The 16,639-nt window shown below is 29.2% G+C and carries 13 protein-coding genes; 11 read left to right on the plus strand and 2 right to left on the minus strand.

From position 1 onward, the window contains the following. Positions 1-156: 156 nt before the first annotated feature. The 8 genes from Q3287_RS05470 (at position 157) to Q3287_RS05505 (ending at position 11,151) form a co-directional block, all read left to right on the plus strand. Positions 157-1,470 carry an APC family permease gene (locus Q3287_RS05470; RefSeq protein ID WP_054271067.1) on the plus strand — a complete coding sequence of 438 codons (1,314 nt, stop codon included), beginning with the start codon at positions 157-159 and terminating at the stop codon, positions 1,468-1,470. 173 nt (positions 1,471-1,643) lie between these two features. Then, positions 1,644-2,819 (plus strand): radical SAM family heme chaperone HemW, encoded by a 1,176-nt coding sequence (hemW, locus tag Q3287_RS05475; protein ID WP_074178432.1) that lies wholly within the window; start codon positions 1,644-1,646, stop codon positions 2,817-2,819. 102 nt (positions 2,820-2,921) lie between these two features. Then, a complete protein-coding gene (gene hrcA, locus Q3287_RS05480) occupies positions 2,922-3,941 on the plus strand; it encodes a heat-inducible transcriptional repressor HrcA (protein ID WP_004454754.1) in 1,020 nt (339 codons plus the stop codon). 29 nt (positions 3,942-3,970) lie between these two features. Beyond that, positions 3,971-4,591, plus strand: a complete 621-nt coding sequence (gene grpE, locus Q3287_RS05485) for a nucleotide exchange factor GrpE (RefSeq protein WP_054277192.1) — start codon at positions 3,971-3,973, stop codon at positions 4,589-4,591. Between the two features lie 90 nt (positions 4,592-4,681). Then, the gene (gene dnaK / locus Q3287_RS05490; RefSeq protein WP_054277191.1) at positions 4,682-6,532 is read left to right on the plus strand and encodes a molecular chaperone DnaK; all 1,851 of its coding nucleotides are present in this window, start codon (positions 4,682-4,684) and stop codon (positions 6,530-6,532) included. A 210-nt stretch (positions 6,533-6,742) separates the two neighbouring features. Further along, positions 6,743-7,897, plus strand: a complete 1,155-nt coding sequence (dnaJ, locus tag Q3287_RS05495; RefSeq protein WP_407963639.1) for a molecular chaperone DnaJ — start codon at positions 6,743-6,745, stop codon at positions 7,895-7,897. An 885-nt stretch (positions 7,898-8,782) separates the two neighbouring features. Continuing rightward, positions 8,783-9,745 (plus strand): ROK family protein, encoded by a 963-nt coding sequence (locus Q3287_RS05500; protein WP_407963640.1) that lies wholly within the window; start codon positions 8,783-8,785, stop codon positions 9,743-9,745. Positions 9,746-9,777: 32 nt separating this feature from the next. Continuing rightward, positions 9,778-11,151 carry an MFS transporter gene (locus Q3287_RS05505; protein ID WP_223152811.1) on the plus strand — a complete coding sequence of 458 codons (1,374 nt, stop codon included), beginning with the start codon at positions 9,778-9,780 and terminating at the stop codon, positions 11,149-11,151. Positions 11,152-11,337: 186 nt separating this feature from the next. On the opposite strand, the gene Q3287_RS05510 is transcribed toward Q3287_RS05505, so the two are convergent. Next, a complete protein-coding gene (locus tag Q3287_RS05510) occupies positions 11,338-12,105 on the minus strand; it encodes a CdaR family transcriptional regulator (protein WP_054277187.1) in 768 nt (255 codons plus the stop codon). A gap of 29 nt (positions 12,106-12,134) precedes the next feature. Beyond that, the gene (locus tag Q3287_RS05515) at positions 12,135-13,244 is read right to left on the minus strand and encodes an ABC transporter ATP-binding protein (protein ID WP_407963641.1); all 1,110 of its coding nucleotides are present in this window, start codon (positions 13,242-13,244) and stop codon (positions 12,135-12,137) included. A 362-nt stretch (positions 13,245-13,606) separates the two neighbouring features. Between Q3287_RS05515 and prmA the strand changes: the two genes are divergently transcribed. The 3 genes from prmA to mtaB are packed head-to-tail and all read left to right on the plus strand — an operon-like array spanning position 13,607 to position 16,631. Further along, positions 13,607-14,554, plus strand: a complete 948-nt coding sequence (gene prmA / locus Q3287_RS05520; protein ID WP_407963642.1) for a 50S ribosomal protein L11 methyltransferase — start codon at positions 13,607-13,609, stop codon at positions 14,552-14,554. An 18-nt stretch (positions 14,555-14,572) separates the two neighbouring features. Then, positions 14,573-15,331 (plus strand): RsmE family RNA methyltransferase, encoded by a 759-nt coding sequence (locus Q3287_RS05525; protein WP_407963643.1) that lies wholly within the window; start codon positions 14,573-14,575, stop codon positions 15,329-15,331. 1 nt (position 15,332) lies between these two features. Next, on the plus strand, positions 15,333-16,631 hold the full coding sequence (gene mtaB, locus Q3287_RS05530; RefSeq protein ID WP_231300808.1) for a tRNA (N(6)-L-threonylcarbamoyladenosine(37)-C(2))-methylthiotransferase MtaB: 1,299 nt from the start codon (positions 15,333-15,335) through the stop codon (positions 16,629-16,631). Positions 16,632-16,639 lie beyond the last annotated feature (8 nt).

Genomic DNA, 16,639 nt, shown 5'->3' on the forward strand with positions numbered 1-16,639 from the left:
GAGATTGTTTTAAACATTGAGATAGTATCTTTTTTAAATGTATAGAAACTTAATCTAAAATTAGCAGATTAATATAAAAAAAAACTTTGGGAATACTAAAACCATAATTTATAAAATTAATATTTTATGCACTATAAAACAGTGAGGAGGGACAGTATGCGTACTCAACTACAAAAGACTATTGGTCTTTCAGCAGCTCTTTCTACTGTTGTAGGTATGGTTATAGGTTCGGGAGTTTTTTTTAAGCCACAAGCAATATACACTACAACTAATGGAGCTCCAGGTCTAGGTATTATAGCATGGCTTTTAGGTGGATTTATAACAATAACTGCAGGTCTTACAGCTACAGAAATCTCAGCTGCTATACCAAAAACTGGTGGTATGATGATTTATATTGAAGAGATATATGGAGAAAAGTTAGGTTTTTTAACTGGATGGATGCAAACTGTATTATTTTTCCCAGGAACATCAGCGGCGCTAGGAGTAATCTTTGCTCAACAAGCATCTGAACTTTTGGGCATGAGTCCAAATAATATGGCTAATGTACTTCCTATAGCAATTGGAGTTATACTATTTTTAGCAGTACTAAATATAATAGGCTCATCCTTAGGAGGGAAAGTTCAGACAGTAGCAACTGTTGGAAAAATGATACCTTTAATTTTAATAATAATTTTTGGGTTTATTAAAGGTCAAAGTAGTGAAGTGTTAAGTCCATTTGTAGGTGATGGTGTTAGTGTATCAAACGCACTTGGACAAGTCCTAATAGCAACGTTATTTGCATATGATGGATGGATAAATGTTGGGGCTATATCAGGAGAAATGAAGTCTCCAGAGAAAGATTTGCCAAGAGCAATAGTTGGTGGCTTATCGTTAGTTATGGCAGTTTATATTATAATAAATATAGCTTACCTTTGGGTAGTGCCAGCAAGTGAATTAGCAACAGTTACTTCCCCAGCTACATTAGTAGCAACAAGATTATTTGGAAACTTAGGTGGAAAAGTAATAACTGTTGGTATATTAATATCAGTATTTGGTACATTGAATGGGTACTTATTGACAGGTTCAAGAATACCATATACATTAGCTGAAATGGGAACTTTACCAGCATCTAAAGCTCTTTTAAAAGTAAATTCTGGAGGTTCTCCTGTAAATTCAATATTACTTATAACTGTATTAGCCTGTGTATATGCCTTATCTGGCCAATTTAATCTTCTTACAGATTTAACTATATTTTCAATATGGGTATTTTATGTACTGACTTTTATAGGAGTTATGAGGCTTAGAAGAGAAAAACCTGATTTACACAGACCATATAGAGTTCCTTTATATCCAATAATACCAATCATAGCTATACTGGGAGGTATGTTTGTAATAATAAATCAATTGTTGACTTCAACAGTAATATCTTTAGGTGGAATATTTATAACACTATTAGGTTTGCCAGTTTATTATTATATGAAGAAAAGATAAGTACTTAATTTAAGTTAGATGAATTTGGATAAGAGTAAAAATTAACTTTTATCCAAATTTTTTATAATATTACATAATATAAGTATTTTATATGTTACTTGATGTGCTATCTTGTTTGATTTATAATTTAATAATTGATGTTTTAAGATAATTAAAGAAACGAGGAATAAAAAATGTTGGGACTTTATATACATATTCCATTTTGTGTAAAAAAATGTAAGTATTGTGATTTTAACTCTTACAAAATGGACATAGATGCAAAAAAAAGATATATAGAAGATTTAAAAATTGAAATGGAATTGTACAGTAATAAATTATATAAGGATAACAAATACAAGAAGAAAGAAGATTACCATCTAAATAGTGATGATACAATAACGAGTATATTTGTAGGAGGAGGTACACCTAGTATATTGACATCTGATGAAATAAGAGAAATATTTACAAGTGTAAGAGCAATGTTTAATATAGATAAGAATGCAGAAATAACTATAGAGTGTAATCCTGGTACACTGACACTAGAAAAATTAAAAACTATGAAAGATATTGGTATAAATAGACTTAGTATTGGTTTACAAGCTGTTCAAGAACAACATTTGAACTTTATAGGAAGAATACATACTTATGAAGAATTTGAGAAAAACTATAAAGATGCATTGAGTGTAGGCTTTAAAAATATTAATATAGATTTAATGTACAGTCTTCCAAATCAAACTCTATGTGATTGGAAGGAAACCCTTCAAAAAGTTTCAGACCTAAATCCAACACATATATCAGCCTATTCTCTTATATTAGAAGAAGGAACAGAGTTATATAATATGTATGAGAATAATAAGTTTGAGCTCATAGATGAAAATATGGATATAGAAATGTATGAGTATACAATAAACTATCTAAAATCAAAAGGGTATAATCAATACGAAATATCAAATTACTCAAAAGATGGTTATAATTGTGAACATAATATCTTATATTGGGAATGTGAACATTACATAGGTCTAGGAGCAGGAGCTTCTGGTTATATTAATAAGAATAGATATAATAATTTAGAATCTTTAGATGACTATCATTTGAGTTTAACAAAAAGAGAGAAACCAATACAAGAAAATGAGATTCTTTCTGAAAAAGATATGATAGAAGAGAAGATATTTATGGGGCTTAGAATGAATAAAGGTATAGAATTTGAAGATTTTAAAAAAAATTTTGGGCTAGATTTTAGAGAAAAATATAATAAGCAAATAGAAATGCTATTAGATAGAAAGCTTATAAATCAGAGCTTTGAGGGAATACAACTAACTCAAAAAGGAAGAGAAATATCTAATAGTATCTTTATAGAATTTATGGAATAATTTTTAAGGTGTTGACAAAACAAATTTATAATGGTATATAATATATATAATCTTTTTAGCACTCGAACTTGGTGAGTGCTAACAGCTAGGAGGCATAATAAGATGGAATTAAATGAAAGAAAATTAAATATCCTCAAAGCTATAGTTAAAGATTATATAGAAACAGCTGAAGCTATAGGTTCTAGAACAATATCTAAAAGACATGATTTAGGTGTTAGTGCTGCTACCATAAGAAATGAAATGGCTGACCTTGAAGAATTAGGGTACTTGATTCAGCCTCATACTTCTGCGGGTAGAGTTCCGTCTGAAAAAGGCTATAAGTTATATGTAAACTCTCTTATGAGTAAAAGCGAATTGGATGATAATGATAAAATTCTTATTGAACAATGTATGAATCATAATATAAATCATATAAAAGAATTGATTCATGAAACTTCAAAGCTATTATCTCAACTAACAAACTATACAACTGTAGCAGTTACTAAGAGTTTAATAAATCAAAGTGTTATAAAGCACATACAATTGGTTGCTATGAATGACAATAATATTTTACTTATAGTTGTAACAGATAAAGGAGATTTAAAAAAAGCTAACCTTACAACTAATGTATATTTAGATCAATCTAAGTTAAACTTGATTTCTGATAATCTTACAAGGAAGCTCTTAGGTAAAAGTATAACAGATTTGGATGATAATCTAATTGCTTTTATTAAATACGAAATAAGTGAGTATTCTGGGCTTATAGATGAGCTTTTAAATGCTTTGAATTCAAATATGAAAGAAGAAGATTTTTCTCTATCATTAAATGGAGCTACTAACATATTTAGCTATCCAGAATTTAATGATGTATTAAAAGCAAAGTCATTTTTAAATATGTTGGAGAAAAAAGAGACAATAGCTGACATAATTAAATCAAAGGGAATACAAAAAGACAATCTAAATATAATAATTGGTAGTGATAATGATTGTGAATTGGCACAGGATTGTAGTATAGTTACAGCAACTTATAATGTAGATAGAGACTTGGTTGGGCGAATAAGTTTTATAGGCCCTACAAGAATGGATTATGCTAGAATTTACTCTATAATAAATTATATGAGTTTATTAATTAATAGAAAGTAAAGAAATTTTAAATTGAGAGGTGTAAAGTCTTGGATAAAAAAAATGAGCAACAGGAAGTAAAAGAAGAAAATGATACTTCTATTAACCAAGAATCTGAAACTCAAGTAGAGTTAGAAGAGGAAATTGTTAATGAAGAATGTAAGGAATCAAGTGAAACAAGTGATGAAAAAGAAGTTGATGATGAAAATGTAACAGATATAAATTCTAAATTAGCAGAAAAAAAATTGCAAGACGAATTAGATGAATCAAATGATAAATATCAAAGACTTCAAGCCGAATATGCAAACTACAGAAGAAGAACTCAACAAGAAAAAGAGACGATAGGTGTGTTTGCAAATGAAAAGATAATAACTGAGTTGATACCAGTTATAGATAGTATGGAAAGAGCCTTAGATGCATGTGAAGATAAGGAAGATACTATGTATAAGGGTATAAGCCTTGTACATAAACAGTTAATGGACACTCTAGTAAAATTTGGAGTAGAAGAAATAGAAGCAGAATCTAAGGAATTTGACCCTAATTTACACCTAGCAGTTATGCAAGAAAGTGTAGATGGAGTTGAAGCAAATCAAATAGTAATGGTACTTCAAAAAGGATATAAGCTAGGAACTAAAGTTATAAGACCTTCAATGGTTAAAGTTTCTTGCTAAGTATAAATTAAAGGTTGATTATTTAACCTAATATGAAATATTCAAATAAGTAAAACTTAATTATATAATTACTCGAGGAGGATTTTAGTCATGGGAAAAATAATAGGAATAGATTTAGGAACAACAAATTCATGTGTTGCAGTATTAGAAGGTGGAGAAGCACAAATAATAGCAAATAGTGAAGGTATGAGAACTACTCCATCAGTAGTAGCATTTACAAAAGATGGTGAAAGAATAGTTGGAGAGCCTGCAAAAAGACAAGCAGTTACAAATGCAGATAAAACAATAACTTCTATAAAAACTCATATGGGAACTGATTACAAAGTAAATATAGATGGAAAATCATATACTCCACAAGAAATATCAGCAATAATATTACAAAAATTAAAATCAGATGCAGAAAGTTACTTAGGACAAACAGTAACAGAGGCAGTTATAACAGTACCAGCTTACTTTACAGATGCTCAAAGACAAGCTACTAAAGATGCTGGTAGAATAGCAGGACTTGATGTTAAGAGAATAATAAACGAACCAACAGCAGCTGCTCTTGCTTATGGTATGGATAAATTAGACCAAGAAAAGAAAATATTAGTATTTGACTTAGGTGGAGGAACTTTTGATGTATCTATACTTGAAATAGGAGATGGAACTTTCGAAGTTTTAGCTACAGCTGGTAACAATAGATTAGGTGGAGATGATTTTGACCAAATAGTAATAGACTATTTAGCAGATGAATTCAAAAAAGCTGAAGGTGTAGACTTAAGAAATGATAATATGGCTCTTCAAAGATTAAAAGAAGCAGCAGAAAAGGCTAAGAAAGAATTATCATCAACAATGAATTCAAACATAAACTTACCTTTCATAACTGCTACAGCAGAAGGACCAAAACACTTAAATATAGACTTATCAAGAGCTAAATTTGAAGAATTAACTAGAGGTTTAGTTGAAAAAACTATGGAACCAACTAAGAGAGCTTTACAAGATGCTGGACTTTCTACAGGTGATATAGATGATGTATTATTAGTAGGTGGTTCTACAAGAATACCAGCAGTACAAGAAGCTGTTAAGAAATTTATAGGAAAAGACCCTCATAAAGGTATAAACCCAGATGAGTGTGTTGCAGCAGGAGCTTCTATACAAGCAGGAGTTTTAGCAGGAGATGTTAAAGATTTATTATTACTAGACGTTACTCCATTATCTCTTGGTATAGAAACTATGGGTAATGTAATGACTAAGATAATAGAAAGAAACACTACAATACCAACTAAGAAATCTCAAGTATTCTCAACTGCTGCTGATAATCAAACAGCTGTTGATATACATGTTCTTCAAGGTGAAAGAAGTATGGCTTATGACAATACAACTTTAGGAAGATTCCAATTAACAGATATACCACCAGCACAAAGAGGAATACCTCAAATAGAAGTTACATTTGATATAGATGCAAATGGTATAGTTAATGTTTCAGCTAAAGACTTAGGTACAGGAAAAGAACAAAAAATAACTATAACATCAAACACTAATCTATCAGAATCAGAGATAGAGCAAAAGATAAAAGAAGCAGAAATGAATGCAGAAGCAGACAAACAAAAGAAAGAAAAAATAGAAGCATTTAACCAAGCTGAATCTACTATATATCAAACTGAAAAGACTTTAAATGAACTTGGAGATAAAATAAGCTCAAGTGATAAAGAAGATATAGAAAAAGCTATAGAAAACTTAAAATCTGTAAAAGACAAACAAGATGCTACAGCAGAAGAACTTAAAAAAGCTACAGATGAAGTAATGACTAAGTTCCAAAAAGTATCTCAAGAAATGTACCAACAAGCAGCTCAAGAGCAACAAGCAGCACAAGGAGCAGAACAACAAGCTCAAGACAATGGACCTAAAGATGACAATGTAGTAGATGCTGACTTTAAAGAGGTAGATGAAGACAAATAAGATATATAATATGTAACACTAAATGATAGATGGATAATATATGATTTATGAAAATCATATAGATGTTAAAGATATATGGACAATATACATCATAAAGAATATAATATATCATAGATTATATAACTTAAAGTAGAATATAAGAATTAATGATAGCTTGTAGTTTATTATTCTACAAGCTATCGTTTTGTAAAATGAAGGTGGTGTCAATTTTTGAGTACAAAAAGGGATTATTATGAAGTCTTAGGCATCAGTAAAGGTGCAGAAGCTCAAGAGATAAAAAAAGCTTATAGAAAATTAGCAATGAAGTACCATCCAGATAGAAATCCTGGCGATAAAGAAGCAGAAGAAAAGTTTAAAGAGATAAATGAAGCTTATGAAGTACTATCAGATGATACAAAGAGAAAAACTTACGACCAGTTTGGGCATGATGGGCTAAATGGTCAAGGTGGTTTTGGTGGCCAAGGAGGATTTGGCGGTCAAGGCTTTGGTGGTTTTGAAGATATGTTTGGAGACATATTTGGAGACATGTTTGGAGGAGGCTTCGGAGGTGGAAGACAGAGAAGAAGAGGTCCTCAACGTGGTGCGGATATAAGACAAAGTGTCACTATATCTTTTGAAGAAGCTGCATTTGGTAAAAAGATGTCTATGAAAGTAAACAGAAGTGAAGAGTGTGAAGAATGTAGTGGAACTGGAGCAAAACCAGGTACATCAAAGAAAACTTGTTCAACTTGTAATGGAACTGGTCAAGTTAGAACTGTTCAAAGAACTCCATTTGGTAATATAGCAAGTTCAAGACCTTGTAGTGCTTGTAATGGAACTGGAGAAGTTATTGAATCTCCATGTAGTAAATGTCATGGAACTGGAAATACAAGAAAAGTTAAGACTATAGAAGTAGACATACCTGCAGGTATAGATGATGGTCAAATGATAAAACTTTCTGGTCAAGGTGAGGTAGGAGAAAAAGGTGCTCCAAGAGGAGACTTATATATCGTAGTTAATGTTAAGTCACATCCACTATTTACTAGGGATGGAAATGATATTTACTTTGAAATGCCAATTACATTTGTTCAAGCAACTTTAGGTGATGAGATAGAAGTACCTACTTTGGATGGAAAAGTTAAATATAGCGTGCCAGAAGGAACACAAACTGGAACTGTATTTAGACTTAAAGAAAAAGGAATCCCTAGAATTAGAGGTAATTCAAGAGGAGACCAGTATGTTAAAGTTGTAGTTGAAATTCCTAAAAAATTAAATGACAAGCAAAAAGACCTGTTAAAGGAATTTGCGAAGGAGTGTGGGTCGAACGTCCACGAAAAGAAAAAAACATTCGGACAGAAAATAGAAGATATGTTTAAGAAAAAGTAATTAAAATGGCCAATATATAATCGTATTTCTGAAATCTTGTCTATTTAAGAGATTTTCAATGGAGATAGTATGATTTTTATATTGGCTATTTTTATAGGAAAAAAATAAAAACTGAATATAAATAATTTTCTGAAAAATGCTTGTCCCCAAATATATAATATGCTATAATATAATCAAATAACAGAAAGGGGTGATTCCAGTGGGAACGGATGTGGCACTGCCAAATGATGAAGAAAACTCAATTATAATATGTAAGATAAAATTAGATACTTTTAGTGCTATATTAAGTACTGGAAAAACTCACGAGCTGGGATAATTATTGTAATTACCTAGACTTAAACCTTTAATAGTAAAATAGTAATATTCTATAGACAAGGTATCTAATTTTTAAATCTTTTGTATAGTATAAATTAATATTTTTACAAAAGATTTATCTGATTATAATTCAGTTATGAAAAGTTAGTTGTAAATTGATTTTAATATGTATATGTGTAAAGAAATATGTATGTATTATTATTTATTGTACTAGATATGTATGTAAAGAAATATGTATCTAGCTAGATATATGTAAAGAAGTATGCATATGTTGTGTAGAAAGTCAAATTCTAGCTACTAAAAGGCATACTTAAGATTTGTTTGATATTTAGTTATAAATAATGTTGTAGATAAAAAATAAGTAGATATAAAGACTTAAAATACTTGTTTTAGATATAGTTTGTTTTGAACGCTTAACAAATTAAAATAATTAATAAAATAGGCATCTTCTCATAGTAAAAATATACTGTGGGAAGATGTTTTTACTTTGTGTATAAGTTGTTATGAAAAATTTGCATAGTGTCACATTTTAATATACTATATATATAATAAAATATAGAGCAAAATTAAATGATTCAAAAGAGAAAGGTGAAAAGGATGTATTATATAGGTGTAGATATAGGTGGAACAGGTATACAAGCAGGTGTAGTTGATAATAATGGAAAGATACTTTTTAGGTCAGAATGTAAAACTGTTATTGAAAAAGGTTTTGAAGGAATACTTAATGACATAAAAGTAATGATTGATAAGTTGCTAGAAGAGAATGAGCTTACTATTAGCAATATAAAATCTATTGGATTTGGAGTACCTGGCTTTATAAATAAAGATGGTTTAGTAACATGTGTAAATTTAAAATGGGATGGAAAAGATTTTAATAATGAACTAAAAAGAATCTTTCCAGAGGTTGAAATTCATGGAGAAAATGATGCAACAGTAGCAGCACTTGGAGAAGCGAAATTTGGAAGTATGAAGGGTGCTGATGTTGGTGTTTTATATACTTTAGGAACTGGTGTAGGTGGAGGAATAGTAATTAATCAAAAAGTTTTTTCTGGAGCACATGGATTAGGCTCAGAAATAGGTCATCAAATTATAGGAGAAAACTATTTTGATTGTAATTGTGGAAATAATGGTTGTGTAGAAACTTTTTGTTCTGCAACTGCAATTATAAAGTATTCTCAGAAGTTGATACAAGAAGGGCGAGAAAGTATGATTTTAAATTTAGCAGAAGGAAATTTAGAAAATATAAATGCAAAGATGGTGTTTGATTCATATAGGGAAAATGATGAAGTTGCAATTGAAGTAATAAATCGATTTAAGGAGTATTTAGCTAAAACTTTTGCAAATACAATAAATTCTTTAGACCCAGAAATTATATCTATCGGTGGAGGTATTTCTAAAGCTAGTGATATAATACTCGATGGAATAGAGGATTTAGTAAGAAAATTTGTATTGTACAAAAAAGAAGATATAGCTACAATTACATGTGCAACTTTAGGCTCAGACGCAGGAATTATAGGAGCTGCTTTTTTATAAGGTAAAGGAGTTGCTTACTGGAGGCATGATATATGAGTAAGATAAATGCTAGAAGAACACTTTTTTTGATAGCAATAGGTTCAGGAACTATGCTTAATCCTCTTAATTCGTCTATGATTTCACTTGCTTTACATAGTATACAAAATGATTTTCATATTAGTTTTACAACTGTATCGTGGATTGTTTCAGCGTTTTATTTGGCTAGTGCCATTGCACAACCAGTTTCAGGGAAGATAGGAGATTTAATAGGTAGGAAAGTCTTGTTTTTGAGTGGTTTGATACTTGTGATTTTGTCAGCATCTATAGTACCATTTGTTCAATCATTTTTTATATTGATTTTTATAAGAGTAATTCAGGCTATTGGAACAAGTACCCTATATCCATCTGGGGTTGCTCTTATACAAAATAATATAAAGGAAAGACAATCTTCTGCATTAGCCGTTTTAACTATCTTTGCTTCAACTACAGCAGGGTTAGGACCAACATTAGGAGGTTTATTATTGGATTTAGGTGGATGGCATGCTATATTTCTTGTCAACATACCTATTGTTATGGTTTCTATATGTCTAGGATATTTTTTATTTCCAAAAGAAACAAAAGAGAAGAACTGTATAAAAGAGACTTTAAAAAATGTATTATCGAGATTAGATATTATTGGTATACTTATATTTTCAATTGCAATGATTTTTCTATTACTATTCTTGTTATCTATGAAGGAGTCTCTTAATTTAGAACAACTTGTATTGGGTGTAATATTGATGTGTATTTTTATTTGGCATGAGCTTAGAACAAAATTACCATTTATAGATATTAAGTTATTTGTAAATAATCCTAAGCTGTCAAAGGTCTATTTACAGTTTATTATATTAAATTTCTTTAATTATATTTTGTTTTTTGGTCTTCCTAGTTACTTTCAAGATGCACTACATTATAGTGCAAAATCGACTGGGCTATTTATGTTATTTATGTCTGGTATAGGTATATTTATATCTCCATTAACTGGGAGATGGATAGACAAATCTGGTACTAGATTGCCTCTGATGATGTCATCAATTTTTATGTTGATTAGTGCAGTACTTCTTTCAATAGTTTTTGTTCATATACCAGTAATAGGAAAGGGCATTATTTTATCATTGGCAGGTATTAGCTATGGAGTTGGGAATGTGGCATTACAATCCTCTATGTTTAAAGAAAGCCCTTCTGACAGTATAGGGACAGCTTCAGGTCTATTTCAAACTAGTCGTTATTTAGGTTCTATTTTAGCAACAGTTTTACTTGGAATGGTATTTGAAGCAAGTATAACATCAGCTCAATTTCAAATATTAGGTTATGTTATGGTGGTTTTAGGTACAATAAGTTTTTTATTGAATTTTGTTTTAAAGAAAGAATTAAGAACAGTAAAATAGTAGATTTATGGATTTAATAAGTCTAGTATTTTACACACTTGAAAATATTGTTTGTAAAACATGAGTGATTGATATTTATAAACTTCAAGCTTTTAAATAAAGAATACTTAATAAGTATACAATATTATAAATTAAAATTAAGCAGAACTTTGAACTAATGTTTTGGAGTTCTGCTTAATTTAGTACTTAAATTTTTTTATATAGAAAATAAGATTTGACACTCAGATAAAAAATCATTGCATTTTCAAAATTTTTCAAATCAAATCCAAGTATCTCATTGATTTTTTCCAACCTATATACCAGTGTGTTTCTATGTAAAAACATACTAGTAGATGTCTTAGAGATATTTAAATCATTACTTATAAACTTTATTCCTGTATATAGAAGTTCTTCATCAATAGATTTAATCTTATTAAAGTCTATTAATTTATTGAGTGTATTATCTTTATTAATCAAATCAAAAGTTTTATATCTAATGAGGTCAAATAAATTTAAAAATTTATTTTCAGCGTTATCTTTTACAATATAAGGTAGTAAGTCAGAACATAATTGTAATCTAAAATTAAAATCGGATTTATTATCTAACTCACCAAGATAAAAAATATAGGTACTTTGATAAGTTTCAGTTTCAATTATATTTTGTGTAGTTATATTAATATCTAAGTTGTATTTAGAATTTATAATAAAAAAACCATTGTGTTGTATTATATTTATATTATCATATAAGTTATAAAAAATATTTTTTAGATATTCAAAATCTATATGAGACTGATAAATTAGATAAAAGTTACCTTTTAGATTGTCGAGATTATTTTCAACTAGAAAATCAACAACATAAATAGTATTGTTGAAAGTAATTAAATTGCTATTAGAACTTAAACTTTGATTTTCATACGGATAGATATTTATTTTTTTATTAAGTTGTCTTTCTAAAAAACTTTTTAAATCTTCCATAAAGTCTCCTTAAAAATAAGATTATATTCTTATCTTATAGCTAAAGTAGTTTCTTTGTCAAATATGTGTATTCTACTGCTATCAACTGAAAGTGTTAAGTCATCACCAACATTAATTCTGTTTTTACTATCAAATCTAATTGTTATCGTATTTTCACCTAATTTTAAGTGAGCATAAGTTTCTGCTCCCATAAGTTCTTTTATTTCAATCTTTGATTTAAAACAAGTATCTGGGTTGGATTTAATAAAAGTATCTTCTACATGAATGTCTTCTGGTCTGATACCTATAACGACTTCATTATTAATATAATTGTCTTTTATTAAATTGTAGTGTTTTTCCTTATTCAATTTAAGTTTAATATTTTCATTTTGTGCATAGATTTCATTGTTCTCCTCTATTAATATTACATCAATAAAATTCATCTGTGGTGCTCCAATAAATCCTGCAACAAATATATTAGCTGGATAATCATATACATCTTGTGGAGTTGCAATTTGTTGAACTACTCCATCTTTCATTACAACGATTCTATCGGCCATAGTCATAGCCTCAACTTGGTCATGTGTTACATAGATAAATGTAGTTCCAAGCTGTTGGTGAAGTTTAGTTATCTCTGTTCTCATGGCAGTTCTAAGTTTTGCATCTAAGTTGGATAGGGGTTCATCCATTAAGAATACCTTAGGATTTCTAACTATTGCACGCCCTAATGCAACCCTTTGTCTCTGTCCTCCAGATAATGTTTTAGGTTTTTTATTTAAAAGAGGCGTTAAATCTAATATTTTAGCAGCTTCTTTAACTTTTTTGTCTATCTCATCTTTGGATAATTTTCTAAGTTTAAGTGCAAATGCCATATTTTCATAAACTGATAAGTGAGGATATAAAGCATAGTTTTGAAAAACCATAGCTATATCTCTATCTTTTGGTTCTATATCATTGACTAGTTTATCTCCAATGTATAGTTCTCCTTCAGAGATTTCTTCAAGACCAGCAATCATTCTAAGTGTGGTTGATTTACCACAACCAGATGGACCTACTAAAACGATAAATTCTTTATCATTGATATCTATATTTATATTTTTTACTGCATTAAATCCATTAGAGTAAAGTTTTGATATATTTTTTAAGATTACTTCAGACATTGTGTTCTCCTTAATATTTAAATTTTAGTTATATAATATCAAATTTTTTTATTCTATTAAATGTGTAAAATAGCCAAACTTTTTTGTTTAATAGTTTAATTACTATTATTTTTACATATAATGTAGATTATTATGTAATTTGTAAAAGAGATTAAAAGTGATATTTATTATTTTTTTAATAAAATTTAATAATATATGGTTTCTAAATTACTGTTTATATACTTAGTTTGGTAAAAATTGAAAAGTATATGTCATTAAGATATTACTATTAAAAATTTATAAAACAAAAAAGTATGATATTTATGATATAATAAAAGTTATGGAAAAACAGGAAGATTACTATAAAGAAGAGAGGTAAACTTATGAATAATTGGATAGAAGTAACTATAAAAACAACAACAGAAGCAGTTGAACCTATAACAAATATACTATATGAACAAGGAGCTGGTGGGGCTGTAATAGAAGACCCAAAAGACTTTTTATTTCAGAAGAAAAATGAATTAGATTGGGACTATGTTGAAGAAGAAGTATTTAAAAAGAATGAAGAAGATGATGTACTTATAAAAACTTACGTTTCAGAAGAAAAAAATGTGATGGAATTTGTCGAAATAATAAAGCAAAAAGTTTTAAGTCTAAAAGATTTTGGTATAGATATAGGTGAAGGAAGTGTATCATTAGACCAAGTAAATGAAGCTGATTGGGCAAATGCATGGAAGGCATATTACAAACCAACAAAAGTAGGACAAAGAGTAGTAGTAAAACCTACATGGGAAGATTATACTGTGCAAGAAGGGGACTTAATAATAGAGCTTGACCCTGGTATGGCATTTGGTACAGGTACACATGAGACTACTAGTATGTGTATAAGAGAATTAGAAAAATATGTGAACAAAGATTCTAAAGTATTTGATATTGGTTGTGGTAGTGGAATACTTGCAATAGCAGCAGCCAAATTAGGGGCAAAAGAAGTTATAGCTGTAGATTTAGATGAAGTGGCAGTAAAAGTTGCAAAAGAAAATGTGATTGAAAATAAGGTAGAGGAAAATGTATCTGTAATGCATGGTAATTTAACAGATGTAATAAAAGATAAAGCTGATGTAATAGTTGCAAATATAATAGCTGATATAATAAAAATACTTGCAAAAGATGTTCAAAACTTTATGAAAGAAGATGCTATATTCATATCTTCAGGTATAATTCTGGATAAAGTAGAAGAAGTTAAAGAAAGTTTAATTGAAAATGGATTTGAAATAGTTGAAGTTCAAAAACTAGGTGAATGGTCAGCAATAGTTTCTAAGCTTAAAAAATAGAGGGTATGGTGAAGTATAATGGACAGATTTTTTGTTGAAAAAAATAATATAAATCTACAAGATAAAACTTGCACTATAGAAGGTGAAGATGTAAAACATATTTCAAAAGTTTTAAGATGTAAGTTAGGCGAGAAGCTTGAGGTATGTGACAAGAATAATAATGAGTATATTTGTGAGATAACGAATATAGATAAAAGTGTGGTTAATTTAAATATTTTAGAAAAAGTTGATATAAATAGAGAATCAGTACTTAAAATAAGATTATATCAAGGGCTTCCTAAAGCCCCAAAAATGGAGATGATACTTCAAAAGTTAACTGAAGTAGGTGTAGAAGAAATAATATTAGTTCAAACTAAGAGAAGTGTTACTAAAGTTGATGACAAAAAAGAAGACAAAAAATTTGAACGTTGGGAAAGAATAATTTATGAAGCAGCAAAGCAAAGTAAAAGAGGTAAAATACCAAAACTAAGAGGTATTTTAAGTTTTAGAGAAGCTTTAGAAGATATGAAGAAAAATAATATAAATATTTGCCCTTATGAAAATGAAAGAACAGTTTCAATAAAAGATGCACTTAAAAAGTGTGATTCTAATATAGATAGTGTTGGAATTCTTGTAGGTCCTGAAGGAGGATTTTCTGAAGAAGAGATAGAGCAAGTACAACAAGATAATTGTAGTGTTGTATCATTAGGGCCTAGAATATTGAGAACTGAGACAGCTTCTGTTGTAGCATCAACAATAACTTTGTATGAGCTAAGTGATTTAGGAGGAGAAAAATAAATTGAAAAAAGTAGCTTTTTATACACTTGGGTGTAAAGTCAATCAATATGAAACTGAGGCTATGTTAGAGCTATTTGAAAAAGATGGTTATGAACAAGTTAATAGTGAAGAATATGCTGATGTTTATGTTATAAATACATGTACGGTTACTCATATGAGTGATAGAAAATCTCGTCAATATATAAGACGAGTTAAAAAGAAAAATCCAGATGCAATAATAGCCGTGGTGGGATGCTATTCTCAGGTATCTCCAGAGGAAATTTTGGATATAGAAGAAGTAAATTTAGTTATGGGTACAAATGACAGAAGAAAGATTGTTGAAGAAATTAAAAAGATAGATGCAAGTAAGAAAGTTAGTACAGTTGATGATATAATGAAGGTTAAAGCATTCGAAGAAATAGAAATCAGCCAAACTAACGGAAAGACTAGAGCATTTATGAAAATACAAGATGGGTGTGACAGATTTTGTACCTACTGTATAATTCCTTATGCACGAGGACGCGTTAGAAGTAGAGATATTGATAGTATAGTCGATGAAGTAAAAAAATTGGCTAATAATGGCTATAAAGAGGTCGTATTAACAGGAATACATGTTGCCTCTTATGGAAAAGATTTAAAAGATAAGGATATTAAACTTCTTGATGTAATAAAACAAATAAATGAAATAGATAAAATAGAGAGAATTAGACTTAGTTCTGTTGAACCAATCTTATTTACAGATGAATTTGTGAATGAAGTTTTAAAGATGGATAAAGTTTGTCCTCATTACCACTTATCACTTCAAAGTGGATGTGATGAAACTTTAAAAAGAATGAATAGAAGATACACAACTTCAGAGTACAAAACTATTGTAGATAGATTGAGAAGTAAAATGCCAAATGTCGCAATAACTACAGATGTGATAGTAGGATTTCCAGGAGAGACAAACGATGAATTTAAAGAAACATATGAGTTTTTAAAAGAAATAGAGCTTTCACAAATGCATATTTTTAAATACTCACCAAGAAAAGGGACTCCAGCTGCGACTATGGAAAATCAGGTTGACCCTCAAATGAAACATTTTAGAAGTGAGCAACTTTTAAATTTAAGCAAAGTAAATTTTAATAAATTTGCAAATAAATTTATTGGAAGTGAGTTAGATGTTTTATTTGAACAAAATACAGAAGGCAATAAATTTGAGGGACTAACATCAAATTATATAAGAGTTGTTGTTGAAAGTGACAAAAATATACAAGGTCAGATATTAAAAGTGAAAATAAATGACGTAAAAGATGAATATGTAGAAGGAATTTTGATATAACATGTAGA

It is taken from the genome of Clostridioides sp. GD02404, assembly GCF_045898275.1.
GTDB classification, from domain to species: Bacteria; Bacillota; Clostridia; order Peptostreptococcales; family Peptostreptococcaceae; genus Clostridioides; species Clostridioides difficile_A.